At 65.1% G+C, this 26,009-nt stretch carries 26 protein-coding genes and 1 tRNA gene; 19 read left to right on the forward strand and 8 right to left on the reverse strand.

Annotated features, from left to right (window positions below):
• Nucleotides 1–15: 15 nt before the first annotated feature.
• Genes NYR97_RS14605 through NYR97_RS14620 form a run of 4 tightly spaced genes read right to left on the reverse strand, consistent with a single transcriptional unit; the run spans nt 16 to nt 4,406 of the window.
• A complete protein-coding gene (locus tag NYR97_RS14605; protein ID WP_016902527.1) occupies nt 16–549 on the reverse strand; it encodes a Slp family lipoprotein in 534 nt (177 codons plus the stop codon).
• Nucleotides 546–2,498, reverse strand: coding sequence for a transglutaminase TgpA family protein (locus NYR97_RS14610; RefSeq protein ID WP_316694125.1), 1,953 nt, complete (start codon nt 2,496–2,498; stop codon nt 546–548). Before NYR97_RS14610 ends, NYR97_RS14605 begins: the two co-directional genes overlap by 4 nt.
• On the reverse strand, nt 2,491–3,447 hold the full coding sequence (locus tag NYR97_RS14615) for a DUF58 domain-containing protein (protein ID WP_316694127.1): 957 nt from the start codon (nt 3,445–3,447) through the stop codon (nt 2,491–2,493). Before NYR97_RS14615 ends, NYR97_RS14610 begins: the two co-directional genes overlap by 8 nt.
• Before the next feature lie 5 nt (nt 3,448–3,452).
• Nucleotides 3,453–4,406, reverse strand: a complete 954-nt coding sequence (locus NYR97_RS14620; RefSeq protein ID WP_316694128.1) for an AAA family ATPase — start codon at nt 4,404–4,406, stop codon at nt 3,453–3,455.
• Nucleotides 4,407–4,443: 37 nt separating this feature from the next.
• Here NYR97_RS14620 and NYR97_RS14625 point away from each other — a divergent pair, with 37 nt between their 5' ends.
• The 3 genes from NYR97_RS14625 to NYR97_RS14635 are packed head-to-tail and all read left to right on the forward strand — an operon-like array spanning nt 4,444 to nt 9,120.
• The gene (locus tag NYR97_RS14625; RefSeq protein WP_316694129.1) at nt 4,444–6,285 is read left to right on the forward strand and encodes a glycosyltransferase family 39 protein; all 1,842 of its coding nucleotides are present in this window, start codon (nt 4,444–4,446) and stop codon (nt 6,283–6,285) included.
• Nucleotides 6,286–6,292: 7 nt separating this feature from the next.
• Nucleotides 6,293–7,288 carry a glycosyltransferase family 2 protein gene (locus tag NYR97_RS14630; RefSeq protein ID WP_316694131.1) on the forward strand — a complete coding sequence of 332 codons (996 nt, stop codon included), beginning with the start codon at nt 6,293–6,295 and terminating at the stop codon, nt 7,286–7,288.
• Nucleotides 7,288–9,120, forward strand: coding sequence for a hypothetical protein (locus NYR97_RS14635; RefSeq protein WP_316694132.1), 1,833 nt, complete (start codon nt 7,288–7,290; stop codon nt 9,118–9,120). Before NYR97_RS14630 ends, NYR97_RS14635 begins: the two co-directional genes overlap by 1 nt.
• A gap of 151 nt (nt 9,121–9,271) precedes the next feature.
• Here the strand turns inward: NYR97_RS14635 and NYR97_RS14640 are convergent, their stop codons facing one another.
• Complete coding sequence (locus tag NYR97_RS14640) at nt 9,272–9,847, reverse strand: Maf family protein (RefSeq protein ID WP_316694133.1); 576 nt, start codon at nt 9,845–9,847, stop codon at nt 9,272–9,274.
• A 111-nt stretch (nt 9,848–9,958) separates the two neighbouring features.
• On the opposite strand from NYR97_RS14640, the gene NYR97_RS14645 reads away from it, so the two are divergent.
• From NYR97_RS14645 to NYR97_RS14705, 13 genes are all read left to right on the forward strand, one after another.
• A complete protein-coding gene (locus NYR97_RS14645) occupies nt 9,959–10,468 on the forward strand; it encodes a YceD family protein (protein WP_043907086.1) in 510 nt (169 codons plus the stop codon).
• A gap of 97 nt (nt 10,469–10,565) precedes the next feature.
• Nucleotides 10,566–10,760, forward strand: coding sequence for a 50S ribosomal protein L32 (rpmF, locus tag NYR97_RS14650; protein ID WP_003483870.1), 195 nt, complete (start codon nt 10,566–10,568; stop codon nt 10,758–10,760).
• Between the two features lie 88 nt (nt 10,761–10,848).
• Complete coding sequence (locus tag NYR97_RS14655; protein WP_205392180.1) at nt 10,849–11,826, forward strand: beta-ketoacyl-ACP synthase III; 978 nt, start codon at nt 10,849–10,851, stop codon at nt 11,824–11,826.
• 60 nt (nt 11,827–11,886) lie between these two features.
• The gene (locus NYR97_RS14660) at nt 11,887–12,669 is read left to right on the forward strand and encodes a BUD32 family EKC/KEOPS complex subunit (protein ID WP_316694136.1); all 783 of its coding nucleotides are present in this window, start codon (nt 11,887–11,889) and stop codon (nt 12,667–12,669) included.
• A 104-nt stretch (nt 12,670–12,773) separates the two neighbouring features.
• The gene (gene fabD / locus NYR97_RS14665; RefSeq protein ID WP_205392178.1) at nt 12,774–13,718 is read left to right on the forward strand and encodes an ACP S-malonyltransferase; all 945 of its coding nucleotides are present in this window, start codon (nt 12,774–12,776) and stop codon (nt 13,716–13,718) included.
• Between the two features lie 87 nt (nt 13,719–13,805).
• Nucleotides 13,806–14,549, forward strand: a complete 744-nt coding sequence (gene fabG, locus NYR97_RS14670) for a 3-oxoacyl-ACP reductase FabG (protein WP_316694139.1) — start codon at nt 13,806–13,808, stop codon at nt 14,547–14,549.
• Between the two features lie 156 nt (nt 14,550–14,705).
• Nucleotides 14,706–14,945: an acyl carrier protein gene (gene acpP / locus NYR97_RS14675; protein WP_002814322.1), complete on the forward strand. Its 240-nt coding sequence runs from the start codon at nt 14,706–14,708 to the stop codon at nt 14,943–14,945.
• A 140-nt stretch (nt 14,946–15,085) separates the two neighbouring features.
• A complete protein-coding gene (fabF, locus tag NYR97_RS14680; RefSeq protein ID WP_316694141.1) occupies nt 15,086–16,321 on the forward strand; it encodes a beta-ketoacyl-ACP synthase II in 1,236 nt (411 codons plus the stop codon).
• A 170-nt stretch (nt 16,322–16,491) separates the two neighbouring features.
• Complete coding sequence (locus NYR97_RS14685) at nt 16,492–17,847, forward strand: aminodeoxychorismate synthase component I (protein WP_316694143.1); 1,356 nt, start codon at nt 16,492–16,494, stop codon at nt 17,845–17,847.
• Between the two features lie 66 nt (nt 17,848–17,913).
• Complete coding sequence (mltG, locus tag NYR97_RS14690; RefSeq protein WP_425612995.1) at nt 17,914–18,972, forward strand: endolytic transglycosylase MltG; 1,059 nt, start codon at nt 17,914–17,916, stop codon at nt 18,970–18,972.
• Nucleotides 18,969–19,928, forward strand: a complete 960-nt coding sequence (locus NYR97_RS14695; RefSeq protein WP_316694147.1) for a DNA polymerase III subunit delta' — start codon at nt 18,969–18,971, stop codon at nt 19,926–19,928. Before mltG ends, NYR97_RS14695 begins: the two co-directional genes overlap by 4 nt.
• Nucleotides 19,925–20,278, forward strand: coding sequence for a PilZ domain-containing protein (locus NYR97_RS14700; protein ID WP_003483889.1), 354 nt, complete (start codon nt 19,925–19,927; stop codon nt 20,276–20,278). The genes NYR97_RS14695 and NYR97_RS14700 overlap by 4 nt, the downstream gene beginning before the upstream one ends.
• 240 nt (nt 20,279–20,518) lie before the next feature.
• A tRNA-Val gene (locus tag NYR97_RS14705) sits at nt 20,519–20,593 on the forward strand.
• A gap of 196 nt (nt 20,594–20,789) precedes the next feature.
• Here the strand turns inward: NYR97_RS14705 and NYR97_RS14710 are convergent.
• Nucleotides 20,790–21,047 (reverse strand): Txe/YoeB family addiction module toxin, encoded by a 258-nt coding sequence (locus tag NYR97_RS14710; RefSeq protein ID WP_316694149.1) that lies wholly within the window; start codon nt 21,045–21,047, stop codon nt 20,790–20,792.
• Nucleotides 21,044–21,295: a type II toxin-antitoxin system Phd/YefM family antitoxin gene (locus NYR97_RS14715; protein WP_205392173.1), complete on the reverse strand. Its 252-nt coding sequence runs from the start codon at nt 21,293–21,295 to the stop codon at nt 21,044–21,046. The genes NYR97_RS14710 and NYR97_RS14715 overlap by 4 nt, the downstream gene beginning before the upstream one ends.
• A 185-nt stretch (nt 21,296–21,480) precedes the next feature.
• Here NYR97_RS14715 and NYR97_RS14720 point away from each other — a divergent pair, with 185 nt between their 5' ends.
• Nucleotides 21,481–21,807 carry a hypothetical protein gene (locus NYR97_RS14720; RefSeq protein WP_006448403.1) on the forward strand — a complete coding sequence of 109 codons (327 nt, stop codon included), beginning with the start codon at nt 21,481–21,483 and terminating at the stop codon, nt 21,805–21,807.
• Between the two features lie 243 nt (nt 21,808–22,050).
• Here the strand turns inward: NYR97_RS14720 and prpR are convergent, their stop codons facing one another.
• Entirely contained in the window at nt 22,051–23,652 is a 1,602-nt protein-coding gene (gene prpR / locus NYR97_RS14725) for a propionate catabolism operon regulatory protein PrpR (RefSeq protein ID WP_316694155.1), read from the reverse strand.
• Nucleotides 23,653–23,797: 145 nt separating this feature from the next.
• Here prpR and prpB point away from each other — a divergent pair, with 145 nt between their 5' ends.
• Both prpB and prpC read left to right on the forward strand, forming a co-directional pair.
• Nucleotides 23,798–24,694: a methylisocitrate lyase gene (gene prpB, locus NYR97_RS14730; RefSeq protein WP_316694156.1), complete on the forward strand. Its 897-nt coding sequence runs from the start codon at nt 23,798–23,800 to the stop codon at nt 24,692–24,694.
• A 75-nt stretch (nt 24,695–24,769) separates the two neighbouring features.
• Complete coding sequence (prpC, locus tag NYR97_RS14735) at nt 24,770–25,924, forward strand: bifunctional 2-methylcitrate synthase/citrate synthase (protein WP_316694158.1); 1,155 nt, start codon at nt 24,770–24,772, stop codon at nt 25,922–25,924.
• The last annotated feature ends 85 nt before the right edge of the window (nt 25,925–26,009 follow it).

The raw sequence follows: 26,009 nt of genomic DNA on the forward strand, positions 1-26,009 counted from the left end.
TATTTTAGCGGTCGATTACCACCAGCCGCGGCCCCAGCCCCAGCCGCCGCCCCAGCGCGGACCCCACGGGTCGCCCCACGGGCCGTACGGGTAGGCCGGCACCACATCCACCTCGCGCACGACCGGCCACAGGTAGACCACGTCGGCATTCACCTTGGGCAGCTTGTAGTCGTACTCGCCGATCTTGGTGGTTTCATAGCCTTCGATCTTGCCGATGAAGGTCACTTCGCGGCCGGGCTCGAACACGGCCGGATCGTAGAAGCCCGAGCGGCAGGCCAGGAAGCGGCCATCGCTGGCGTCCACGGCGTTGCGGTCCGGACGGCCACTGGCGTTGAGCGGACGCGAGATCAGCTCGAAGCAGGTCTGGCCCTGCCCGGGCTTGGTCTGGATGATCTTGCCGCCCCAGCGCACCGACGTGCCAACCTGGGCGCTGGCGGTGGAATCGCTCGGACTGACCGTAGGGAACTGACCCTGCAGCGGCTTGGGCGCGGTGGCGCAGGCGGCGAGCCCGAGCGCGGCGACAATGGGAAGAAGAAAGCGGGTACTCATGAGGAAGCTCCGGTTCGCGGGCGATGCTGCTGCAGATCTTTGAGGAGTGAGGCGCTGTCCGAATCAGCGCCAGCGTAGCGCGCGGCAGCGAAACGTTGGCTGAGTGCCAACAATGCCGGATTCGGGTGTGAACGGGCGACACGTTGCGCCCAGGCAATGGCAGGTTCGTGTGGTTCGCGGGCCAGGCCGAGCTTGTCGTAGCGGCGGCCCAGGCGATGCCAGGCACGCAGCAGCGGGTCGCGCTCACGCTCGCCGCGCGCCAGCAACCAGCCCATCCAGACCAGTGCGCTGACGGCGAAGATGCCGAAGATGGCGGCCAGCTGCATGGTGTCGAGGCGATCGATGCCGAACGGCTGCAACAGGCGTTGCTGGCGGTCGGCATCGAAGGACAGCACCAGGTCGTTCCAGCCGCGGCGCAGCAGGTCGCTGACCTGGGCAAGGCTTTCCCAGGCACCGAGCTGGGCGAAGTTGTTATCTGCACCGGTTTGTACGCGATCTTCGAGCGTGTCGTAGATGCGTTCCGGCGCCACTGCGGCGGTGGGGTCCACGCGCACCCAGCCGCGCCCCGTCAGCCAGACTTCGGTCCAGGCATGCGCATCCATGCGCCGCACCACCCAGTAATTGCCGAAGCCGTTGTAGGTGCCGCCGGCATAACCGGTGACCACCCGCGCCGGAATGCCGGCCGCGCGCATCAGCACCACGAACGAAGAGCTGAAGTGCTCGCAGAAACCGGCTTTCTGTTGAAACAGGAACTCGTCGACGCTATTGCGGCCGAGCAGCGGCGTATCCAGCGTGTAGGCGAATTCGCGGGTGATCCACTGCAGCGCGCGCCGCACCACGGCATCGTCGTTGCTGCCGGCTTCCGCGCGCCATTGCCTTGCAAGGGTGAGCGTGCGTGGATTGAAACCGGGCGGCAGGGCGAGCGCACGCTTGCGCAGTTGGTCTGGAAGGTCGGTGTCGAAGCGTGCCGGTGGTGCCGACTGCAGCTCCCAACGCGTCAACGCGCTTAGTGGGCGCTGCGCAAACAGTTCGTAGTCGGGCGACAGCTCGGCGTTGGCCACTGCTTGCGTGGGCAGGTCCAGCGACACCAGTTGGCGACGGTCGGTGGGTTCATAGTCCAGGCGGTAGCGGTAGGTCTGCGGCCCGGCAGTGACCGCCGCAGGTTGGCCGCGACCGGTCCAGCGCGCACGCTGCCAGGTGCGGCCGTCGAAGTCCCACATCACCGGCCCACGCCAATAGCGTTGCTCTGGCGGCGGTGCCTTGCCGGTGAACTGCACGCGCAAGGCCGGGCTGTCGTCGGCCATCAGGTCGATCCATTCGCCCGGCGACATGTTGTCCGACAGGCCGGGACGCGACAGCGCGCGCTCGGGCACGCCCCACAGCGGCGAACTCAGCCGCGGCAGCAACCAGAACGTGGCCAGCGCCAACGGCACGCCGATGGCGACCAGTTTGCCGATGCTGCGCAGTTGCAGGCGCAGGGCCGGCGTGCCGGTGCGGTGCTCCTCGTCGGCCAGCCGCTGCATGCTGAGTAGCGCGCTGACCACCGCCAGCAGCGCCAGGCCCATCGTCGCCGGCCCCTGGTCGAGCAGAAACGCTGCGAATGGGGCGAACAATGCAAAGCCCAGCAGGCTGCGCGCGTCGCGCAAGGTGCGCAGTTCGGAAGCCTTGATCGCCAGCATCGCGGCCAGCACCGCGCAGCCGGTGTCGCGCCCGAAGCGCATGCCGATCTGCCAATACACCGCCGCCAGCATCGCGACCACCAGCAATAGCCGCACCGGGGCCATCAAGGTGCCGCGCCAACTCAGCACGCCGACCAGCACGGCAGCGATGGCGATGGTGCCGGCGAGCAACCCCGGCAGCTGCAACAGCAACGGCGCCAGCGCCAGCCAACTGGTGGCCAGCACCCAACCGCGGCTGGCCTGGGTGATCGGGAGGGACGGCTCAGTCATGAGGAAGCAGGGCCAGGGTGCGCAGACACAGATGATGATGCGAGGGCCCTTGTGCAGGACCCAGTGGCGGCTGGCCCGGCAGCAGCAACCGGTAGCGTCGCCCATCGCGCTCGGCCAGGTTGACCCAGCGCGCCAGGCGCGCGATGCGGCGCTCGTAGGGCAGCGCGTTGAGCGTGCGCCAGTCCAGCGTGACTTCGATGCCCAGGGGCTGCTCGTATTCGCGCACCAGCAGGCTGTCGCGGCGCGCGGAGTGCTTCCAGGAAATCGTGCGTGGCGCATCGCCGGCGCGATATGGGCGCAACTGGTGCAGCTCCTCGCCTTGCGGGTGCAGACGGGTCTGGTTGGGCGAACCGGCGCCCTCGGGCAATGCCGGCCCCTGTTCTTCCGGCTTGGGATAGGCCAGCAGCGGCGTTTCCGGCCAGACCCACGACCAGGCGCGCACCAGCCCCAGCGGCTGGGTGCTGGACAGGCGGATGCGTTCGATGTCCTGCCAGCCGCGTCGCTCGGTGGGCACCAGCAGGTCGACATCGGCCATGTCCTGCTCGATCAACGAGCAGAAACCGCTGCTTTCCAGATGGTCCAGACGCAATCCGCGACGTACGCGGGTGTCGCGACGCGCCAGTGATACGCGCATGCGTAATGGCTCGCCTGCGATCACCGGCTCGGCCGACACCGCCTCGATGCGCAGCGCCGACAATTGCAGGTGCGCCATGATGCTGCTGGCAATCCCGGCGGTCGCCAGCAGCAAGGCCAGCAGCAGGGCGGGGTTGTTGTTGTAGTTCAACGCACCCAGCAGCATCGCCAGCAGCAAGGCGGTGACGAACAGCCCGAAACGTGTGGGCAGCACGTAGATGCGCCGCCGATCCAGCACGATCGGCAAGGCCTCCGCGCCCCGCGGACGCGCCAGCAGGCTGAGGCGGCGGCCGATGCCGCGCAAGTGCGCACGCACGTTGGTCAGTCCACCGGCACGCTGTGCAGCAGCGCCTTGGCCAGTGCCGGCCCGGACGACGATTCGGCCTCTGGCACCAGCCGATGCCCGGCCACGGCCACGAACAACGCCTGCACGTCTTCCGGCAGCACGTGCTCGCGCCCGAGCAGCAACGCGTAGGCCTTGGCCGCGCGCAGCAACGCGATACCGGCACGCGGCGACAGACCGACGCGTACCCCGGCGTGCTGGCGGCTGCGCAGCAGCAACGCCTGCACATAGCCGATCAGCGCATCGCTGGTATGGATCTGGCTGACCACCGCGCGCAGCGCGACCACGTCGCTATCGCTGAGTTGCGGCACCGTCTGGGCGATCAATTCGCGCCGGTCCACGCCGGAGAGCAGTGCGCGTTCGGCATCGGCGCTGGGGTAGCCCAGGCTGAGCCGCAGCAGGAAGCGGTCCAGTTGCGAATCCGGCAGCGGGAAGGTGCCGGACAGATCGACCGGGTTCTGCGTGGCGATCACGAAAAAGGGTTCCGGCAACGCATGGGTGACGCCGTCGAGCGTGACCTGCTGTTCGGCCATGGCTTCGAGCAGCGAGCTTTGCGTGCGTGGCGGCGCGCGGTTGATTTCGTCGGCCAGCAGCACGTTGGTGAACACCGGGCCGGGATGGAACTGAAACTGGCGCGAGGCGGCGTCGTACACCGATACGCCCAGCACGTCTGCCGGCAGCAGGTCGGAGGTGAACTGCACGCGCTGAAAGCCCAGCCCCAGGCTGGAGGCCATCGCGTGGGCGAGGGTGGTCTTGCCCAGGCCGGGAAGGTCCTCGATCAGCAAATGCCCGCCGGACAGCAGCGCCACGAATGCCAAACGCACTTCCTGCGCCTTGCCCAGCAATAGCGAATTGACCTGGTCTTGTGCGCGCCGCAGCGATTGGCGCAGCGCATCGGTTAGCATTTCCGTGGAGCGCAGCGGTGTCGACATCACAATTCCGTAGGTGAAAAGAAGAGTGCAGAGGGCAATGCAAGGGGACCAACGCGCACATCGCACTTTCGTGATCCTGTGGACACTGGCGACAGCCGTCAAGCTGTTGATTGCCGCGCGGCTGCCACTGTTCGTGGACGAGGCGTTCTATTGGCAGGAAGGCCAGCATCTGGCCGCCGCGTATTCGGATCTGCCCGGCATGACGGCCTGGCTGGCGCGGCTGGGTGTGGAAGTCGGCGGACATCATCTGCTGGCCTTGCGTCTGCCGTTTCTGGCCATCGCCGCGCTGCTGCCGTGGCTGATCGCGCATATCGCCACACGCTGGTTCGGCTCCACGCTGGGCTGGCAGGCCGGCAGCCTGGCCTTGCTGATGCCGCTCTCGGCCACGCTCGGCATCCTGGCGGTGCCGGATGTGCCGATGGCGCTGGCGGCGGTGCTGTGCATGGATGCCGGCGCGCGGCTGCTGCGCGAGGTCGATGCCACCAGTGCGCTCGAGCTCGCCATTGGCCTGGTGATCGGTGCACTCAGCCACTACCGCTTTGTCGGCGTGATCGGGGTGGGCTGCATCGCGTTGCTGTGCATTCCGCAGGGGCGCGCGGTCATGCGCGACCCACGCATCTGGATGGCGCTGACGGTGGGCGCGATGAGCTGGCTGCCGCTGTTGTTCTGGAATACCGACCATGACGAGGCCGGGCTGCGCTTCCAGTTGGTCGACCGGCATCCATGGCGCTTCCAGATCACCGGACTGTGGTTCTTGCTGATACAGGCGGTGCTGGTGACCCCGCTGCTGGCCTGGGCGATGGTCAAGGTCGGGCTGGCTGGCACGCGTGCCGGCGGCGGCTCGCGTGCGCAATGGCGATACTTCGGCTTGCTGGGCGGCATTTCGACTGTGGCGATCTTCGTGCTCGGCTTCTTCAGCGACGCCGAGCGGATCAGCTTCCATTGGCCGCTGCCGGGCTATCTGGCCTTGCTGGTTGCGGTGCCGGTGATCCTGATGCGCTGGCCGCATGCGCTGCGTCGCGCCGCATGGGTGATCGCCTTGCTCGGCACGTTGGGCGCATACGGCTATTACCTGGCGGTGTCGGTGCCGTCGATTCGTGCGCATGCGGCCGGCGAAAAATACTACCCGCGCAATTTCGCGGGATGGAACCATCTGGCGGGCGCGGTTAAGGTCAAACTTGCGCAGATGCCGCCTGGCACGCGGGTGCTGGCGGAAAACTTCAAGGTCGGCGCCGAGCTCGGTTTCCAGTTGCACGATGCCAACGTGGAAGTGCTGCGCGCGGACTTGAACGACAAGCACGGACGCGGCGCGCAGTTGCTGCAGTGGGGATTGCTCAGTGACGGCACGCGTGCCGGACCACGCCTGCTGGTGCTCTCGCCCAGCGATCAGCGCTATCGCGACCTGCTGAAGCGTTACCACGCCATCTGCGACATGGTCGGGCCGTTGCCGCCGCCCACCGTGGTATCGACCGACCATGGCTATCAACGCTTTCTGTTGTTCGCACTGCCCGCACAACGTCAGCCCGGCCCGTGCATCGCTCCGGCGATGGCCTGGATCGATACGCCGCTGCCCGCTGTAAGCGTGTCCGGGCAGGTGCAAGTGCGCGGCTGGGCATTCAAGGACGGCGTCGGTTTGTCGGATGTAGAACTGCTGCTCGACGGCCGCCCGGCCGCGCAGGCCGACTACGGCACGCTGCTCGATGTGCGCCCGTACTGGAAGATCTCCACCGACCCGCAACACCCCAACGTCGGCTTCACCGCCACGCTCGACACCCACGCGGTGCCGCCGGGCACGCATTGGCTGGGGCTGCGCCTGCACGGTCACGATGGCAGCGTCGAGGATTGGTGGGAACAGCCCATCACCGTTTCCGCACCTTGATCACGCAATGACCGACGCCCTGACTGTTATGCATCCCATTCCCGTGTCCGGGATTCGAATCGCCGTGCTGGTGCCTTGCCATAACGAGGCGGCAACGGTCGCGTCGGTGGTTGGCGCGTTTGCTGCGGCCCTGCCGGGCGCAGCGATCCATGTGCTGGACAATAATTCCAGCGACGCCACCGCAGCGATTGCAGCGGCGGCAGGCGCGCAGGTATGTCGCGTTGCGTTGCAGGGAAAAGGCAACGTGGTGCGGCGTGGGTTCGCCGATGTGGAGGCCGATATCTACGTGCTGGTCGATGGCGATGCCACTTACGACGCGGCTGCCGCACCGCTGCTGGTGCGCAAGTTGATCGACGAGCGCCTGGACATGGTGGTCGGCGCGCGCCGCGACCAGCAGCAGGCCGCCTATCGGCCCGGTCATCGCTTCGGCAACGTCCTGCTGACCCGTTGCGCCGGGCTGCTGTTCGGTCGCAGTTTCGACGACATGTTGTCCGGCTATCGCGTGTTCTCGCGGCGCTATGTCAAATCCTTCGCGGCGCATGCGCAGGGCTTCGAAACCGAAACCGAACTGGCCGTGCACGCACTGCAGTTGCGCATGCCGGTGGCCGAGGTTGAAACCGTCTACGGCGTGCGCCCGGAAGGTTCGCAAAGCAAGTTGAATACCTGGCGCGACGGCTGGCGCATCCTCACCACCATTGCCAAGTTGTTCAAGGCCGAGCGACCGTTGTTGTTCTTTTCGATCGGTTTTCTGTTCAGCGCCACGCTGTCGATCGTGCTGGCGATTCCGTTGTTCGAAACCTATTTCCAGACCGGTCTGGTGCCGCGCTTTCCCACGGCGATCCTGTGTGTGGCGCTGATGCTGCTGGGGTTCCTATTGCTGGCGTGCGGGCTGATCCTGGACACGGTCACACGCGGACGCGTCGAAGCCAAGCATCTGGCGTATCTGGCCGAGCCGGGCGTCGGCACGCTTGTCGCCGTGCGCGCGCATGGAGCTGCACGCTGATGGCACCCATCGCGACATCGACTCCGGTCAACCGGCGACAGCGGGTGTTGTGCTGGTTAGATCGCCATTTCGGCTTTCATTCGTCACGCCAGATCGTCTCGGCGGCGATTGTGGTGGTGCTGTTGGGTGCGCTGCTGTCGCTGGGCTTGGGCCAGGACGCCAACTGGGATCTGCGCAACTATCACCTGTATATCGGCGATGCCTGGGCACACGATCGGCTGGGCGTGGATCTGGCTCCGGCGCAGATGCAGAGTTACTTCAGCCCATTGCTCGATGTGCTGCATGCCTGGTTGATGCTGCAGCTTCCCGGGCCGGTGGCAGGGCTGCTGCTGGGTGCCCTGCATGCGGTGGTGTTCGTGCCGGTGGCGGCAGTGGCATGGCGCCTATTGGCCGAGCAATCGCGACGCGCCCAATGGGCGCCGCTGTTTGCAGTTGCCGGCATGTGCAGCGCGGTGTTTCTGTCCGAACTTGGCGGCACCATGGGCGATACCGCCAGCGCGATCCCGGTGTTGGCGGCGTTGGCGATCGTGCTCTCGGCGCAAGCGCGGGCGCGTCAGGGCGCGCACGCCTTGCATCTATGGGGCATTGCTGGCGCATTGATCGGTTTGGCTGTCTCGCTCAAGCTCACTAATGCGCTCTACGCGCTGGCACTGGCACCTGCAGTGCTGTGCGATGGCGGGCGTCTGCGCTCGCGCGTGTTGAGCCTGAGTGTGCTCTCCTGCGTTGCGGCGCTGGTGTTGGTGCTGGTGGCCTGGCCTTGGTATTTGCAGGTCTGGAAATATTTTGGCAACCCGTTGTTTCCGCAATTCAACGGTGTGTTCAAATCTCCGCTGGCGCAGCCGGTGTCGATCGCCGATGTGCGTTGGTTGCCGCGCAGTATCAGTGAACAGCTGGTCTGGCCGCTGCTGTTTACGTTTAAGCCACAGCGCATTGGCGATCTCGGCCTGGTGCAGGCAGGGTGGGCGGTGTTGTATGCGGTGGTGCTGGTCGCTGCCGGGCGCACTGTGCTGCGCCGGTCAGTGCGGCCAGTCGGGCTCGATCGCTCAGCCGCTGTCCTGCTGGTGTTTTTTGGCGTTGCTTACGCGCTGTGGCAGGCAATTTTCAGCATTCATCGCTACCTGGTCGTGTTGGAGCTGCTTGCGCCGATGGTGCTCTGGATCGTGTGCCAGCATGCATTCGCAACACGCGCCAATCGCAATGCTGCCTGGTTGATCGGACTGTGTGCGCTGGTCGCGGTGCTCGGATGGAAGGATTGGGGTCACGAAGCCTGGGCACGTGAGAGTTTTCAGGTGCAGCAACCGACGTTAGGCGATCCATCTGCGTCCACGGTGTTATTGGTCGGCGACGAGCCGCAATCGTGGCGGGTGCCGCTGCTTCCGCAGCAGGCACGTTATATCGGCGTGGCCACCAATATCTCCGAGACCGATCAGTACCGCCAGCGCGTGCGTGCGTTGATCGCCGAGCGACCGCAGCTCTACGCAATGTTGGGTGCAGCGCGCGATAAGCAGCAGTTGCGTATCGACCGAATGAATCGCTGGGCGAAGCAAGTTGGCTGGGATGTCCAGCCGCAGTGCACGCATCTGCGGTGGTTGGTTGCGCATGGCCTGCGTGCCGAGCTGGAGACCTCGCAGCCAGGCCGCTGCGTGCTCAATGTGCCCAAGGCAAGGGCAATCGACATTGCGGCCGCAGACAGTGCGGTGCGCGGCGCCGTGCAGCAGCGCCTGGCCGCATACGGGCTGACGCTGGATCCCACGCGCTGCCGCACGCTTTCCTCGTACGTGGGGCAGGCGCACTACCCGTATCAGTTCTGTCAGCTGGCCCGACCCGAGTAGGGGCGTGCGCGCCCACAAGCGGCGCTTGTCTGCAATGTTAATGGCTTGTTTGCAAGGTTAATGCGGCTGATGGCTGAAATAGCCGCCGCGTACTGCTTGCGCTCGTGCACGTGACGTCCGCCTGTAACCACCACGCGTGCGGCATGCTCAGTCAGGGCAGTTCAAACCCCGCTTGTCGCAATATCCGCGCCAGCGCGATCAGCGGCAGGCCGACCAGTGCGGTGGGGTCTTCCGAGCGGATGGCGTCGAACAGGCTGATGCCCAGGCCTTCGCACTTGAAGCTGCCGGCGCAATCCAGCGCTGGCTCGGCGGCCAGGTAGCGCTCGATCTCGGCAGGCGTCAGCGGACGTAGCTGTACTTCGGTGAGATCCCGCGCATGCAAGCTGCGCTCCGGGCCGACCAAGTTCACGGCGGTGTGGAAGCGCACCACGCGGCCGGACATCGTGGTCAGCTGCGCGCGCGCCTGGTCCAGCGTTCCCGGCTTGCCCAGGGCCTGGCCGTCCAGGTCGGCCACCTGGTCCGAGCCGATCACCCAGGCATCGGGGACGTGCGCCGCTACCGCTGCTGCTTTCTCGGCGGCAAGGCGGCTGGCCAGGGCGCCGGGGGATTCTCCGGGCTGCGCCTGCTCGTCCACCTCCGGGCGGACTGTGCTGAAATCCAGTTGCAGGCGGCCGAGCAGCTCACGCCGATAGACGGAAGTTGAGGCAAGGATCAGGCGTGGCATCATGGCGTGCTGTGAGGAGACGGGCAGGGGAGTCTGCCAGCCGCCGCGCCGCGCGACATGTGTGAATGGGCGCATTTGACACGGAACCTGCGGGTCTTTAACATTCTGCGGCTTATGTCCGCGAACGTACCCGAAATGCTGGATGCTTGGCGGATGGTCGCAGCGCGCAGGCGCTTCGATGGCCGCATCCCGCTCTCTGCGATGACCCGTCTGCAAGGAAGCCTTGTCGATACCGAGGGCGAATGTGTCTATTCGCTTGAATTCGACCAGGACAATCTGTTGAAGGTCGCTTATGTCGAACTCAGTATCGATGTCGAGCTGCCGCTGGCGTGCCAGCGCACCCTGCAACGGTTTCTGTACCCGGTGCAAATCAGACAGCGTCTTGGTTTGATCCGTGACGAGGCCGACGAAGCTGCATTGCCGGCCGAATACGAAGCGCTGCTGGTGCCTGAAGATGGCATGCTGCGGGCGGTGGATCTGGTCGAGGACGAGCTGGTGTTGTCGGTACCGGTGGTGCCAATGGCGCCGGGAAGCGAAGCCGTCGAGGCCGAGTGGGTTCCGACTCAGGAAGAGCAAGACAAGGCCAGTCCGTTCGCGGCGCTGGCAGCGTTGAAGAAACAGTAACCGCCGCTGTTAAGGGCGGAAAGACAGGTCGACGCGGGCGTAGAGCGTCCTGTTCGACTCGACAGACAAGTTATCGAACTTAAGTTGGAGCAATCCCATGGCTGTGCAGAAATCCCGAGTCACCCCGTCCCGTCGCGGCCAGCGTCGTTCGCACGATGCCCTGACCGCCAAGCAGCTGTCGACCGATCCGACCAGCGGCGAGATCCATCTGCGCCACCACATCACCGCTGACGGTTACTACCGCGGCAAGAAGGTGATCGCGACCAAGTCGTCGGCCGTCCAAGAAGATTGATCCGTGGCGCCCGCCGCACACAGCGGCCGGGCGACCCTCGATTCTTCCGGAGCCGTCGGTCACCGCGGCTCTTGCATTAGGAAACAGCATGAGCAAGCGGATCTATTCCAGAATCGCGGGCACGGGTAGCTATTTGCCCGAAAAGGTGTTGACCAACGACGATATGTCCAAGATCGTCGACACCAGCGATGAATGGATCTTCTCGCGCACTGGTATCCGTGAGCGTCATATCGTTGCCGACGACCAGACCACCAGCGATCTGGCGTATTTCGCCTCGCTGAAGGCGATGGAAGCGGCCGGCGTCAGCGCCGACGAGATCGACCTGATCGTGGTCGGCACCACCACTCCCGACCTGATCTTCCCGTCCACTGCCTGCCTGTTGCAGGCACGGCTGGGCAATGTCGGTTGCGGTGCATTCGACGTCAACGCGGCCTGTTCGGGTTTCGTCTATGCGCTCAGCGTCGGCGACAAGTTCATCCGCAGTGGCGACGCCAAGACCGTGCTGGTGGTCGGTGCAGAAACGCTTACCCGTATCGTCGACTGGACTGATCGCACCACCTGCGTGCTGTTCGGCGATGGTGCTGGCGCGGTGGTGCTCAAGGCCGACGAAGAAACCGGCATCCTCAGCACCCATCTGCATGCCGATGGCAGCAAGAAAGAGCTGTTGTGGGATCCGGTCGGCGTGTCGGTCGGTTTCGGCGAAGGCAAGAACGGCGGCGGCGTGTTGCTGATGAAGGGCAGCGAGGTCTTCAAGTACGCGGTCAAGGCACTGGACTCGGTGGTCGACGAGACCCTGGTGGCCAATGGCCTGGGCAAGGGCGACCTGGATTGGCTGATCCCGCATCAAGCCAACATGCGCATCATCGAAGCCACCGCCAAGCGCTTGGAGCTACCGATGGAGCAGGTGGTGGTCACCGTGGATCGCCACGGCAACACCTCCTCGGCCTCGGTGCCGTTGGCGCTGGACGAGGCGGTTCGTTCCGGTCGCGTGCAGCGTGGTCAATTGCTGCTGCTGGAAGCATTCGGTGGTGGATTTACCTGGGGCTCGGCGCTGCTGCGCTACTGAGTCCCGCAGGCATCGCCGCGTCCGCCGGCGATGCCCGACAGCGTCAGGGACGGACCCGTTATGGCAGAACCCATCGTCATCGCCGGACAGCGCGTCTGGCTGAAGCAGTACCGCCGCGACAACCGGGCGGTCTCGCTCGGAGCACTCAACTTCGTCGCCCGCCGCTGGGGCCTGGACGCCTTGCGTCCACCGCCGCACCGTGGCGGTGATGCCGCACGCGATCTGGAAGCGCGCCGGCTCGGCGAGCTGCAGGCGCAAGCGGTCAATGTGCCGCGTGTGGTCGGTTGCGGGCAGGCAGCCCTGGTGCTCAGCGACAACGGCCGCTCCTTTGCCAGCTGCCTGCGCGAGGCGGATGCGCCCGAACGCGACCGCCTGATTGCGCTGGCGGTGGCTGCCATTGCCGACGCCCATCGCGATGGCGCGTATTTCGGCCAACCGCTTCCGCGCAACATGACCTTCGACGGGCAGGCGGTCGGCTTTATCGATTTCGAAGAAGACCCGCTGGAAGTGATGGACCTGGCGCAGGCCCAGGCGCGCGACTGGCTGGTGTTTGGCTACGGCGTGGCCAAGTACTACCGCGGCCGCCGCGAGGTGCTGCAGCGGTTGATGACGGGCGCCTTCGATGCGGCCGGCCCGGCCGTAGCGGCGCATGCGCATGTGGTGACCGGACGATTGCAGCGGTTTGCGCAGCTCACCGGTCGCCTGGGGCGCTCTGCCGGGGCACTGGCGCGCGCCATCCAGGCCATCCACGCGGCGACTTCCCTGGCCGTGGTGCTGGTGCTGGTGATGTGCGTGGACTGGCTGGCCGATGGCGAAATGGACCTGCTCAACGCATTGCTGTAAGTGTGCCGGCGGTCGCGCTGGCCGGGTATTGCATACGCGGCAGTACAGACGCCAGGGCGATTTCGCACGTATCATCCCGGCTCGATTTTTGTAGGCAGCAACGCGTGACCGAATCCACTCTCGCCTTCGTGTTTCCCGGCCAGGGCTCGCAGTCCTTAGGGATGCTGGCCGAACTGTCCGAGCTGCATCCGCAGATTCGCGAAACCTTCGCCGAAGCCTCCGAAGGCGCCGGCGTCGACCTGTGGGCGCTGTCGCAGGGCGGCCCGGAAGAGATGCTCAACCGCACCGAATACACCCAGCCGGCCTTGCTGGCCGCGGGCGTGGCGGTGTGGCGGTTGTGGAGCGCGCAGCGCGGGCAACGCCCTGCGGTGCTGGCTGGCCACAGCCTGGGTGAATACACCGCATTGGTCGCGGCCGGTGCCTTGTCGCTGCACGACGGTGCGCACTTGGTACGGCTGCGCGGCCAGTTCATGCAGGCCGCCGCGCCGGCCGGTGTCGGTGCGATGGCCGCAGTGCTGGGCGCCGAAGATGCGCTGGTGCTGGAGGTCTGTGCCGAGGCGGCGGGCAGCCAGGTGGTGGTGCCGGCCAACTTCAATTCGCCGGGTCAGATCGTCATCGGCGGCGATGCGGCCGCAGTGGATCGCGCGCTGGCCTTGCTGGCCGAGCGCGGCGTACGCAAGGCGGTCAAGCTGGCGGTGAGCGTGCCTTCGCACACCCCGTTGATGCGCGATGCAGCCAACCAGCTCAGCGAGGCGATGGCCGGCCTGAGCTGGCACACCCCGCAGATTCCGGTGGTGCAGAACGTGGATGCACGCGTGCACGACGGCAGCGAGGCGATTCGCAGGGCCCTGGCCGAGCAGCTGTATCTGCCGGTGCAGTGGACCGGCTGCGTGCAGGCGCTGGCCGCCCAGGGCGTCACCCGGATCGCGGAATGCGGCCCGGGCAAGGTGCTGAGCGGGCTGATCAAGCGCATCGACAAGCGCCTGGATGCGCGTCCTCTGGCCACGCCTGCCGATTACGCTGGCGCGCTTGAGGCGTGGACGCACTGATCCTCCGACGCATATGCCGGTGTCATGCCGGCCTCCCTCGACGTTCGCAATCACGGTTGCGACGTCCCCCTTCGAGGAAAAGAATTCATGAGCAAGCCACTGCAGGGTGAGATCGCCCTGGTCACCGGCGCCAGTCGCGGGATCGGCGCGGCCATTGCCGACACGCTGGCCGCCCAGGGCGCCACCGTCATCGGCACTGCCACTTCGGCGTCCGGCGCTGCCGCGATCGGCGCGCGTCTGGCCGCCCACGGCGGTCACGGGCGCGAACTCAATGTCACCGACGCGGCGGCGGTCGACGGCCTGATCGATGCGATCGGCAAGGAGTTCGGGGCGATCTCGATTCTGGTCAACAATGCCGGGATCACCCGCGATAACCTGTTGATGCGGATGAAGGAAGACGACTGGCAGGCGATCATCGACACCAATCTGACCAGCGTGTTCCGCACCTCCAAGGCGGTGATGCGCGGCATGATGAAGGCGCGCAAGGGCCGCATCGTCAACATCGCCTCGGTGGTGGGTGTGACCGGCAATCCCGGGCAAACCAACTACGCCGCAGCCAAGGCCGGCATCATTGCGTTCTCCAAGTCGCTGGCCAAGGAAATCGGCTCGCGCGGGGTCACCGTGAATGTGGTGGCGCCCGGCTTCATCGATACCGACATGACCAAGGCGCTGCCGGACGAGGCCCGGACCGCGTTGCTGCAGCAGATCGCACTTGGCCACCTGGGACAGCCGGAGGACATCGCCAACGCGGTGGCATTCCTGGCCGGCCCGAGTGCCCGTTACATCACCGGTGAGACCCTGCACGTCAACGGCGGCATGTACATGCCATGAGCGTGCGGCGCCGGGAGGCGCTAAGTGGCTGATCGGCCGGGAGTTGTGATGCAATGCAACGCTCGGTCGCTTCCACTACACTATCCAACGCGGCCATCGCAGCGGCGATGGCGTTTTTTTCGTACCACCACTACTCCATCCGGAGCGATATCCCAAATGAGCACCATCGAAGAACGCGTCAAGAAAATCGTCGTCGAACAACTCGGCGTCAAGGAAGAGGAAGTCACTACCAGCGCATCGTTTGTCGATGACCTGGGTGCCGACTCGCTGGACACCGTCGAGCTGGTGATGGCGCTGGAAGAAGAGTTCGAGTGCGAGATCCCGGACGAAGAGGCTGAAAAGATCACCTCGGTCCAGCAGGCGATCGACTACGTGAAGGCTCACGTCAAGAGCTGATGCGTTGTTCCTGACGGTGGCGGCGTGCGTCAAGCCGCTGCTGCGTCAGACATTCCATGGGGCCGCTGATGCGGCCCTGTGTTTTTCAGCGTTAATCGCAAACCGCAAGCACCGTTTGTTGCGTGGTGAGGAGATCTGCAATGAGTCGTCGTGTTGTCGTTACCGGCATGGGCATGGTGTCGCCGCTGGGCAATGATCTGGCCACCAGCTGGGATGGAATCATCCACGGGCGCTCAGGCATTGGCCCGATCACGCAGATCGATGCCTCGCAGTTCACCACCAAGATCGCCGGTGAGATCAAGAATTTCGACCCCACGCTTTTTGTGTCCGCCAAGGACGTCAAGAAGATGGATTCGTTCATCCACTACGGCGTCGGCGCTTCGTTCATGGCGCTGGACGATTCCGGGCTGGAGATCGACGAAAGCAATGCCGAACGTGTTGGCGCCATTCTCGGCTCCGGCATCGGCGGGCTGCTCGGTATCGAAGAGCAGACCATCAAATTCCATGAGGGCGGCGCGCGCAAGATTTCGCCGTTCTATGTGCCCAGCACCATCATCAACATGCTGCCGGGCCAGGTGAGCCTGATCAAGGGCTTGAAGGGCCCGACGTTCTCGGCTGTTTCCGCCTGCGCCACCTCCAATCATTCGATCGGCACCGCGATGCGGATGATCCAGTACGGCGATGCCGATGTGATGCTGGCCGGCGGCGCCGAGCGCGGGTCCTCGCCGAGCTCGGTGGGCGGTTTCTGCGCAATGAAGGCGATGTCCACCCGCAACGACGACCCGACCGCCGCTTCGCGTCCGTGGGACAAGCAGCGCGACGGCTTCGTGCTGGGCGACGGCGCCGGCGTGCTGGTGCTGGAAGAGTACGAACACGCCAGGGCGCGTGGCGCGCGCATCTATGCCGAGCTGGTCGGCTTCGGTGCCAGCTCCGATGCGTTCCATATGACCGCCCCCAGCGAAGATGGCGAAGGCGCGGCGCGCAGCATGGTTGCGGCGATGCGCGATGCCAAACTCAATCCCGAGCAGATAGGTTACCTCAACGCGCACGGCACCTCCACGCCGTTGGGCGATCTGGCCGAGACGCTGGCGATGAAGCGCGCATTGGGCGACCACGCCTACAAGACCATGGTCAGTTCGACCAAGTCGATGACCGGTCATCTGCTCGGCGCGGCCGGCGGCGTGGAAGCGATCTTCTCGGTGATGGCGCTGCATACCGGCATCATTCCGCCGACCATCAATCTAGAAGAGCCCAGCGAAGGCTGCGACCTGGATTACGTGCCGAACGTGGCACGCGAAGTACAGGTGGATGCGGTGATGTCCAACGGCTTCGGCTTTGGCGGCACCAACGGTACGCTGGTGTTCAAGCGCCTCTGAGTTGGCGCGCCGTTCTTTTTACGGAGAACGGCGCGCAAGCTAGTTTCAGCCGCCGCGCGCGATGCGTCCGCGCGGCCCGATTTCTGATTCACAGCCCGATTCCATCGTCGCTCGCCTTCTGCAGTTGCAGCAGGGCGGCGCGCTCTAGCACCCCACGCCAAACCAGGCCGATGACGCTCACCAGATCCCTGCATGCGGACATCGACCTGCTGGCGCTGCATCGGCTGGCGCCGCAGCGCTATCCGGCCTTGCTCGAATCCACCGCCGTCGGTACCGAGCACGGTCGCTGGGATGTCTTGCTGCTTGCAGAAGGCGCAAGCCTGCGGCTCGACGCCGATGGGCACACGCGCGATGGCGACGGACGCGTGCTGGAAGGCGGCTTTCTGGCTGCGCTGGATGCAGCCTGGCAGGCCGAGCGCGTGCCGCACGATGCGACAAGTCCATGGCCGTTTCGTGGCGGCTGGGCGGTGTTGCTGGATTACGAGCTGGCCGCGCAGGTCGAGCCGATTCTGCAGTTGCCCGCGCGCGACGATCACTTGCCGACAGCGCTCGCCTTGCGTGCGCCGGCCGCCGTGTTGCGTGATCGGGTAGATGGCCACTGCATCGCACTGGCCGAGCCGGGGCGCGAAGAGTTGCTGGTGCGCATCGCTGAAGACATCGCCGCCTGCGCCGTGCTGCCGCCGTTGCCGGACTGGGTCGCTCCGGTGGCTGTCGAAGAAGACGCGCCCGAACGCTTCACCGGTGCAGTGGAGCGCGTGCTTGAGTATCTGTGCGCTGGCGACGTGTTTCAGGCCAATATCTCGCGCGCCTGGCATGCGGTCTTCGCTGCTGCGGTCGATCCGGCAGCGCTGCATGCGCGGCTGCGCGCGGCCAACCCCGCACCGTTCGCCGGCCTATTCGTGGCGGCGGGACGCGCGGTGGTGAGTTCCTCGCCGGAGCGACTGGTGTCGGTGCAGGGCGATGTGGTGCAGACGCGCCCGATCGCCGGCACCCGTGCGCGCTTTGCCGGCGACGACGATGCCGCGCGCATCCGCGAGCTGGTCGGCCATCCGAAGGAACGCGCCGAGCACGTCATGCTGATCGACCTGGAGCGCAACGACCTGGGCCGCATCTGTGCGCCGGGAACGGTGGAGGTGGATGAGCTGATGGGCGTGGAGAGCTACGCGCATGTGCACCATATCGTCAGCAATGTACGCGGCCGTCTGCGCGCCGAGGTCACGCCCGGCGAGGTGATCGCGGCGGTGTTTCCCGGCGGCACCATCACCGGTTGCCCGAAGGTGCGCTGCATGCAGATCATCGCCGAGCTCGAACGCACCGCGCGTGGCGCCTACACCGGCGCGTTCGGTTGGCTCAATTGCGATGGCGACATGGATCTGAACATCCTGATCCGCACCGCCGAAGTGGCCGGGAACCAGGTGCATTTCCGTACCGGGGCCGGGATCGTGGTGGACTCGGATCCGCAGCGCGAGCTGGACGAAACCCGCGCCAAGGCGCGCGGCCTGCTGCGTGCACTCGACCAGATATGAGCGCTTCAACGGGACATCACCGGCGCGCGGTATCCTGCGCGGCGCTGGGGCAATGACGAGGTACGTGTGGCGGTGACTGGCAAACGTGGATGTCTGGCCGTGCTGGGCGCGGCACTGTTGCTCGCGGCGTTGCTGGCGATTGCGGCTGTGGTGGCATGGCGGCACTACCTGCACTTCGCCGCTACACCGGTGAGCGCGAGCGCGCCCAGTGTGGTGATTGCGCCCGGCGATTCACTCAAGGTGACGTTGCGCAAGTTGCGCGATGCCGGCGTGGCGCAGGGTACGGATCTGGAATGGCAACTGCTCGCCCGCCAGGTCGATGCGGCCGGCAAGCTCAAGGTGGGCGAATACGCGCTGGCGCCGGCTCTCTCGCCGCGCGAGCTGCTTGAACGCATGCGCCAGGGCCGGGTGATCCAGTACCGCTTCACGATCGTGGAGGGCTGGAATTTCCGCCAATTGCGCGCGGCACTGGCCACCGCCACGCCGCTGCAGCAATCCATCGGCGCGCTGGACGATGCGGCTGTGATGGCACGGTTGGGCTTTGCCAATCAGCATCCGGAAGGCCGCTTCCTGCCGGAAACCTATCTCTACCAGCGCAGCGACAGCGATGTGGACGTGCTCAAGCGCGCGCACGTGGCCATGGACAAGGCATTGGCGCAGGCCTGGGAGCAGCGCGCTCCCAACTTGCCGCTGACTTCGCCGGAGCAGGCGCTGATCCTGGCCTCCATCATCGAAAAGGAGACCGCGCTGGGCAGCGAGCGACCGCTGATTGCCGGGGTGTTCCTGCGCCGCCTGCAGCTGGGTATGAAGCTGCAGACCGACCCGACCGTGATCTACGGCATCGGCAGCAGCTACGACGGCAATATCCGCCGTCGCGATCTGACCACCGACACGCCATACAACACCTACACCCGCACCGGCCTGACCCCGACCCCGATCGCCATGCCGGGCCGTGAAGCATTGCTGGCAGCGGTACGTCCGGCGCCCGGCCAGGCGCTGTACTTTGTCGCGGTCGGCGATGGCACTGGCGCGCATGCGTTCTCGTCTACCCTGGCCGAGCACAACGCCGCAGTGGCGCGCTATCTGCAGCGTCGCCGCTTGCCGCAACCGGAACCAATGCCATGACCGCCGCATTTTCGCCCTGGCAGCAGCGCGCCTACGACCAGACCCTGGCGGCGCTGGACGCCGGCCGCCTCGGGCACGGCTTGCTGATCTGCGGGCCGGATGGCCTGGGCAAGCGTGCGGTCGCCCTGGCGCTGGCCGAGCACGTGCTGGCCAGCGCGCCGGACCCGGCGCTGGCGCAGCGCAGCCGGCAGCTGATCGCGGCCGGGACCCACCCGGACCTGCAGCTGATCTCGTTCATTCCCAACCGCACCGGCGACAAGCTGCGCACCGAGATCGTGATCGAGCAGGTGCGCGAGATTTCGCAGAAGCTCTCGCTGACCCCCCAGTACGGCATCGCGCAGGTGGTGATCGTCGACCCGGCCGATGCGATCAATCGCGCTGCCTGCAACGCCTTGCTCAAGACACTGGAGGAACCCTCGCCGGGTCGCTACCTGTGGCTGATCAGTGCGCAGCCGGCGCGCTTGCCGGCGACCATCCGCAGCCGCTGCCAGCGTCTGGAATTCAAGCTGCCGCCCGCGCACGAGGCGCTGGCCTGGTTGCTGTCGCAAGGCGTTGGCGAGCGGGCTGCAGAGGAAGCGCTGGAGGCCGCACGCGGCCATCCGGGGCTTGCCGCGCAGTGGTTGCGCGAAGATGGCCTGGCGGTACGTCGCACGGTGGCGCAGGATCTGGAGCAGATCGCCGCCGGGCGCACCAGCGCAGTGGATGTTGCGCAGCGCTGGACCAACGACGGCCAGGCCGACCAACGTCTGCGCCACGCCGCCGACCTGGCGCTGGCACAGGCATCTGCCGGCTTGACCGATCCATCGCGGTTGCACAAGCTGGCGACCTGGTTCGACGCCGCCAATCGCACACGCGATCTGCTGCGCACCACCGTCCGTGCCGATCTGGCGGTGACGGAATTGTTGCTGTCCTGGCGCGAGGGAGAGCGTCCGGTACGTTCTAGGGGAACTCGATGAGTGCAATGAATGCACGCCAAGGCATTTTGTCGCTGGCGTTGAAAGACAAGCCGGCGCTCTACAGCGCGTACATGCCGTTCGTGAAAGGCGGCGGCATCTTCGTACCCACACCCAAGCGCTACATGCTAGGCGACGAGGTGTTCCTGCTGCTGACGCTGCCGGACTCCAGCGAGCGCCTGCCGGTCGCCGGCAAGGTCATCTGGACCACGCCCGCCGGCGCGCAGGGCAACCGCGCTGCCGGCATCGGCGTGCAGTTCCCGGACGGCCCGGAAGGTGAGGCGGTACGCAACAAGATCGAGACGCTGCTGGCGGGGCTGACGACTTCGGATAAGCCGACGCATACGATGTGACGCGTGTGCAGTGTGGTGTGGCGCAGCCGCGTGTGCGTGATCGCCCTCGTCTTCAAGCGGGTCATCGAAGGGAACGGGCATTTGAACCGCACGGAATCGACCGCCACGATGTCGCTGCCAGGTAGCCGGAACGCCGCATCCACGCATCAGAATTGGGCGTTTTCGACAGCATCGCTGCGGCCGTGGATGAACCTGTTGACGACCGCCGCAGCTGCCCTATAATGTGCGGCTCGCGTCACCGGGCGGTTAGCTCAGCGGTAGAGCATTGCCTTCACACGGCAAGGGTCACAAGTTCGAACCTTGTACCGCCCACCATCGAAATCCAGTGACAGATATGGGTTTCAGCGCGAGAAGAGAAGAGCCGGCCAAGTGCCGGCTTTTTGTTGTCCTGCAAGGTGTTGACCATCTAGTTCAGTTGAGTATTTGTTCCGCCTGACAGATGTCGTCGAATCGTTGTGGCTGTCCAACGCTGCGTTTGGCGGGTGTCGCCGGCAGCGTGGATGGGCAAGGATTACGCGTAGTGGTAGCGCGTCTGAGCAATCAGCAGGATGCCATTCTCGGCCTTGTAGACAATCCGGTGTTCGTCGTTGATGCGGCGGGAGCAGTAGCCCGCCAGCGCATGGCGCAACGGTTCGGGTTTGCCGATGCCCTGGAAAGGATCGCGCTGAATGGCCTTGATCAACTCGTTGATGCGCTTGAGCAGCTTCTTGTCGGTCTGTTGCCAGTAGAGGTAGTCCTCCCAGGCATTGTCAGCAAACTGCAGAATCACTCAGCCAGTTCCTGTTCCTTGCCGCGACCGGCCTCAAGCTGGGCAATGGATTCCAGTAGCCGTTGCGCGCTCTTCGGGCTGCGCAGCAGGTAGGCGGTCTCTTCCATAGCCTTGTAGTCTTCCAGCGACAACATGACCACGGCACGCTCACCGCTGCGCGTGATGATCACCGGCTCATGGTCATTGACGACACGGTCCATGGTGTCGGCCAGAGAGGCACGCGCGGCGCTGTAGGTGATCGTGTCCATGAGATGATCCAGATATGTACAGGAAATTGTACGTATGTGTGTGGGAGAGTCAACTGTCCAGTCTGCTGGCCTCCCGACTAGTTCAAAGTCGCCGACCGTCATGCTATTCCGGTTGTGCCTGCTTCTTGCGGGCCCGCGAATGAATCGCCATCCTGCACTACCCCCGCGTTGAAAAAGGAGTGGCGATGAAGACGCTGCTTGGAAGTGCTCTGGTTGCGATGGTGTTGCTGGCCGGCTGTGCCCGCGATGTGGGCGAGCAGTACGTGGGCAAGTGGGTCAACGTGAAGTCGCAGAAGAACGTGCTGAGCATCGAGCACAATGGCGAGAGCTTCATCATTCGCGATACCACGCCGGAGTTGTTGGGCAGCGGCGTCAAGACAAAGAATCATCCGGCAATCTTGAACAAGGGTGTGCTGCAGGTGTCCAGCGCGGATGGCACCGTCAATTACGCGATCGATCAGGCGACCGGCCATTTGAGCACGGGCGATAGCGAGTACACGCGGGTTAAGTGATCGCTACGCGCTCGCTCAACGGGCGTGCGCTGGAGTGGGCGGCACTGCGTGTGCGGCGGGATCGCATCACCAACGTAGCAGCGACCATGTCGTATGGACTGCGTCGCTGGTTTGTGACTGCTGACCGCGAGTCTTGCGTTCTCAACGACGCGCTGCAAAACCCCGCGCTTGTGTCCTGAGCAGGCGATGCCAGAGCCCGCAGCTGCGTCTTAAGCACACGAAGCCGAAGTGTACATCTGCATCTCAAGCACGCGATGCCAAGGCCTGCGCCTGCATCCAGCGCCACAAGGTGGTGCGCGAGACGCCGAGTGCTTGAGCGGCGAGGGCGCGATTGCCGTTTGCTCGTTCGAGGGCTGCACTCACTGCTGCTGCAGTGAGTTGCATGCGTGAGGTTGCAAGATCGGTGTGTTGGACAGCTTGCATGCTGTCGCCAAGGTGCATGTCGAATAGCTCTGGTGCCCAGCTTTCCAGATGATCCAGGCTCAGGTTGTCGTATGGCTGTGCCTTCCAGTGGATGCACAGGCGTTCGACCAGATTGCGTAGTTCGCGCACGTTGCCTGGCCACGCGTGCTGTTGCAGCTGCTGCAATGCTGTCGGTGTCAGTGGCGAAGGGATACTGCCCAGTTGCTGGAAGTAATGCGTCAGCAACAAGGCGATCTCGTCGGGTCGGTTGCGCAGTGGCGGCAGTGCGATGCGCAGCGCTGCCAGCCGATAAAAAAGATCGCGGCGGAAGCGTCCTTGTTCGACCAGTGTCTGCAGCGGTTGCAGGCTGGCGGCGACGACGCGCACGTCGACAGCGACCGGCAACGTGGCGCCAACTCGTAGCACCTCGCGCTCTTCCAGCACGCGCAGTAAGCGTGTCTGCAGCGGCATCGGCAGTTCGCCGATTTCGTCGAGAAACAAGGTGCCGTCCTGTGCGGCTTCGACCAGGCCGATGTGCCCGCCGCGGCGTGCGCCGGTGAATGCACCGTCGCTATAGCCAAACAATTCTGCTTCCAGCAGCGATTCGCTGATGGCGCCGCAGTTGATCGCAACGAAGCGGCCGCGCCGACGGCTGCCGGCGTGCAGTTGGCGCGCGACAAGTTCCTTGCCGGTGCCGGTTTCGCCGCTGATCAAGACTGTGCCGGGATGTGGCGCGTACAGCTGCACCAACGCGCGCACGTGCGTCATTGCATTGTCTTCGCCAAGCAATGCATCGGTGCGGCGAGCGCGACGTGTGCCGGTGCGGCCTGTAGGGCGATCGTTACTGGGCGCGGTGCCCAAGGCGATGGCCTGTTCGAGCGCCAGGCGTACCGAATCTGCGGAATACAGCAGCACACCGGGCAGGCCGGCCTGCTCGGCGAAATCGATCGCCATGCCGGTGCCGACGATGACCTGGATGCCGCTGGCGCGCAGGTCGGCGATGCAATCGCGGGCGTCTTCGGCGGTGACGAAACGGCGGTGTTCTATGTCGAGGTCGAAGCTCTGCTGGAAGGCGCGGAACGAGGGCACATCGGTGGCGTGGGTGACCACGCCGATGCGTTGCGCGATACGCCGTGCGCGCGCCAGCGCTTCCATCAGATCGAACCCGGTGGCCTGGATCGGCGCCAGCGGCAGCGCAAGCCGGCTGCGCAGATAGGCGGCATTGGAGCCGCCGGCGACCAGCACATCGCAGCGCTCGCGGCGCAGGCGCTGGCCGATGACCTCCACTGCTTCGGCAAAGCCGAGGTTGATCTGCTCGATGCGCGCGCGCTGGTCGAACTCGGGGATGACATCGGCCAGCAGGCCGGTCAGACGTGAAACGCTGACGGTCCAGACCACAGGTGTTGAGACGTCGGAAGGCTCGGGGATGGAGGGCGTGCGCATCATGTAGTCGCGTTTCGATGACGTTTCATGCTGCTCCTCACGTTACGGATTTGCAACAAATTGACATAGTCTCGGCAGTCAAATCAAAGGGTTACAGTTGGCATGCCATTTGCGCTCATCACCACATCCCAATCCAGGAACCGCCATGACGCTTTCGCCCACCGCTTCCGCCGGCACGCGCTTCCGCGCCGCGCTGGCTGCCGAATCGCCGCTGCAGGTGATCGGCGCGATCAACGCCAACCATGCGCTGCTGGCCCAGCGCGCCGGCTACCAGGCGATCTATCTGTCGGGCGGCGGTGTGGCGGCCGGCTCGTTGGGGTTGCCGGACCTGGGCATCAATACGCTGGAAGACGTGCTAATCGACGTGCGCCGCATCACCGATGTCTGCGAACTGCCGCTGCTGGTGGATGTGGACACCGGCTTCGGGCCGAGTGCGTTCAACATCGAGCGCACCATCAAATCGCTGATCAAGGCGGGCGCGGCCGGTTGCCATATCGAAGATCAGGTGGGCGCCAAGCGTTGCGGACATCGGCCGGGCAAGGAGATCGTCAGCCAGGGCGAGATGGTGGATCGGGTCAAGGCGGCCGCCGATGCCAAGACCGATGCGGCGTTCTTTTTGATAGCACGCACCGATGCGATCCAGATGGAAGGCGTGGATGCGGCGATCGAACGCGCCATCGCCTGCGTGGAAGCCGGTGCCGACGGTATCTTCGCCGAGGCCGCGTACGACCTGGACACCTACAAGCGCTTCGTCGATGCGGTGCACGTGCCGGTGCTGGCCAACATCACCGAATTCGGCAAGACGCCGCTGTTTACCCGCGACCAACTTGCGCAGGCCGGTGTGGCGATCCAGCTGTTTCCGTTGTCCGCATTCCGTGCGGCCAACAAGGCGGCCGAGGCGGTCTACACCGCGATTCGTCGCGACGGGCATCAACAGGCCGTGCTCGAAAGCATGCAGACACGCGAAGAGCTGTACGAACGCATCGGTTACCACGGCTTCGAGCAGCGTCTGGATGCGCTGTTTGCGCGCAAAGGCGCATGATCGCGCTCTGCTGCGCGCACGTTTCGCTACCTCATCCGTGACACCGCAACACGACATAGTTTGGGAGCTCATCGCATGAACGACACCGTCAACCCCGGTTTCAAGCCGAAAAAATCCGTCGCATTGTCCGGTACTGCTGCCGGCAACACCGCGTTGTGTACGGTGGGCCGCAGCGGCAACGATCTGCATTACCGCGGGTACGACATTCTTGATCTGGCAACCACCAGCGAGTTCGAGGAAATCGCGTATCTGCTGGTGCACGGCAAGTTGCCCAACAGCGGCGAACTGCGCGGCTACAAGGCCAAATTGCGCTCGCTGCGCGGCGTGCCGGCTGCGGTGAAGACTGCGCTGGAACAGCTACCGCCGTCGGCGCATCCGATGGATGTGATGCGCACCGGTGTCTCGGTATTGGGCTGCCTGCAGCCGGAGAAGGACGACCACAACCATCCCGGTGCGCGCGACATCGCGGACAAGCTGATGGCATCGTTGGGCTCGATGTTGCTGTACTGGTATCACTACAGCCACAACGGCAAGCGCATCGAGGTGGAGACCGACGACGATTCCATCGGCGGGCATTTTCTGCATCTGTTGCACGGCTTTGCGCCGAAGGAGTCCTGGGTGCGTGCGATGCACACCAGCCTGATCCTGTACGCCGAGCATGAGTTCAACGCGTCCACGTTCGCGAGCCGCGTGATTGCCGGTACCGGTAGCGATATGTACAGCGCCATCGCCGGCGGCATCGGTGCGTTGCGCGGCCCCAAGCACGGTGGCGCCAACGAAGTGGCCTTCGAAGTGCAGAAGCGCTACGACACCCCGGATGAAGCCGAGGCCGACATCAAGGCGCGCGTGGAGCGCAAGGAAGTGGTGATCGGCTTCGGGCATCCGGTCTACACCGTGTCCGATCCGCGCAACAAGGTGATCAAGGAGGTGGCGCGGGAGCTGTCCGACGAGCAGGGCAGCCGCAAGATGTACGACATTGCCGAGCGTCTGGAGACGGTGATGTGGGACATCAAGAAAATGTTCCCGAACCTGGATTGGTTCAGCGCGGTGAGCTACCACATGATGGGCGTGCCGACGGCGATGTTTACGCCGTTGTTCGTGCTGGCGCGCACTGCAGGGTGGAGCGCGCACATCATCGAGCAACGCGTGGACGGCAAGATCATTCGTCCCTCGGCCAATTACACCGGGCCGGAAGATCAGGTGTTCGTGCCGTTGGATCAGCGTTCCTGAGAACGCGCTCGCCGTTGGAGTGGTCCACCTCGATCGCCTTCGTTCAATGAAGGCGATCGAGCTCTCGCAAGCGCGATGAGAGATG

Source organism: Xanthomonas hydrangeae (assembly GCF_032697525.1).
Lineage (GTDB): Bacteria > Pseudomonadota > Gammaproteobacteria > Xanthomonadales > Xanthomonadaceae > Xanthomonas > Xanthomonas hydrangeae.

Excerpts from the sequence above, each read along its gene's own strand:
- NYR97_RS14720 (WP_006448403.1), top strand. The coding sequence starts at position 21,481 with ATGAAGACGCTGCTTGGAAGTGCTCTGGTTGCGATGGTGTTGCTGGCC.
- prpB (WP_316694156.1), top strand. The coding sequence starts at position 23,798 with ATGACGCTTTCGCCCACCGCTTCCGCCGGCACGCGCTTCCGCGCCGCG.
- NYR97_RS14620 (WP_316694128.1), bottom strand. The coding sequence starts at position 4,406 with ATGTCGACACCGCTGCGCTCCACGGAAATGCTAACCGATGCGCTGCGC.
- fabF (WP_316694141.1), top strand. The coding sequence starts at position 15,086 with ATGAGTCGTCGTGTTGTCGTTACCGGCATGGGCATGGTGTCGCCGCTG.
- NYR97_RS14630 (WP_316694131.1), top strand. The coding sequence starts at position 6,293 with ATGACCGACGCCCTGACTGTTATGCATCCCATTCCCGTGTCCGGGATT.
- NYR97_RS14635 (WP_316694132.1), top strand. The coding sequence starts at position 7,288 with ATGGCACCCATCGCGACATCGACTCCGGTCAACCGGCGACAGCGGGTG.
- fabG (WP_316694139.1), top strand. The coding sequence starts at position 13,806 with ATGAGCAAGCCACTGCAGGGTGAGATCGCCCTGGTCACCGGCGCCAGT.
- NYR97_RS14645 (WP_043907086.1), top strand. The coding sequence starts at position 9,959 with ATGTCCGCGAACGTACCCGAAATGCTGGATGCTTGGCGGATGGTCGCA.
- NYR97_RS14700 (WP_003483889.1), top strand. The coding sequence starts at position 19,925 with ATGAGTGCAATGAATGCACGCCAAGGCATTTTGTCGCTGGCGTTGAAA.
- NYR97_RS14660 (WP_316694136.1), top strand. The coding sequence starts at position 11,887 with ATGGCAGAACCCATCGTCATCGCCGGACAGCGCGTCTGGCTGAAGCAG.
- NYR97_RS14605 (WP_016902527.1), bottom strand. The coding sequence starts at position 549 with ATGAGTACCCGCTTTCTTCTTCCCATTGTCGCCGCGCTCGGGCTCGCC.
- NYR97_RS14625 (WP_316694129.1), top strand. The coding sequence starts at position 4,444 with ATGCAAGGGGACCAACGCGCACATCGCACTTTCGTGATCCTGTGGACA.
- acpP (WP_002814322.1), top strand. The coding sequence starts at position 14,706 with ATGAGCACCATCGAAGAACGCGTCAAGAAAATCGTCGTCGAACAACTC.
- prpR (WP_316694155.1), bottom strand. The coding sequence starts at position 23,652 with ATGCGCACGCCCTCCATCCCCGAGCCTTCCGACGTCTCAACACCTGTG.
- NYR97_RS14655 (WP_205392180.1), top strand. The coding sequence starts at position 10,849 with ATGAGCAAGCGGATCTATTCCAGAATCGCGGGCACGGGTAGCTATTTG.
- NYR97_RS14695 (WP_316694147.1), top strand. The coding sequence starts at position 18,969 with ATGACCGCCGCATTTTCGCCCTGGCAGCAGCGCGCCTACGACCAGACC.
- NYR97_RS14610 (WP_316694125.1), bottom strand. The coding sequence starts at position 2,498 with ATGACTGAGCCGTCCCTCCCGATCACCCAGGCCAGCCGCGGTTGGGTG.
- NYR97_RS14640 (WP_316694133.1), bottom strand. The coding sequence starts at position 9,847 with ATGATGCCACGCCTGATCCTTGCCTCAACTTCCGTCTATCGGCGTGAG.
- rpmF (WP_003483870.1), top strand. The coding sequence starts at position 10,566 with ATGGCTGTGCAGAAATCCCGAGTCACCCCGTCCCGTCGCGGCCAGCGT.
- prpC (WP_316694158.1), top strand. The coding sequence starts at position 24,770 with ATGAACGACACCGTCAACCCCGGTTTCAAGCCGAAAAAATCCGTCGCA.
- NYR97_RS14685 (WP_316694143.1), top strand. The coding sequence starts at position 16,492 with ATGACGCTCACCAGATCCCTGCATGCGGACATCGACCTGCTGGCGCTG.
- NYR97_RS14715 (WP_205392173.1), bottom strand. The coding sequence starts at position 21,295 with ATGGACACGATCACCTACAGCGCCGCGCGTGCCTCTCTGGCCGACACC.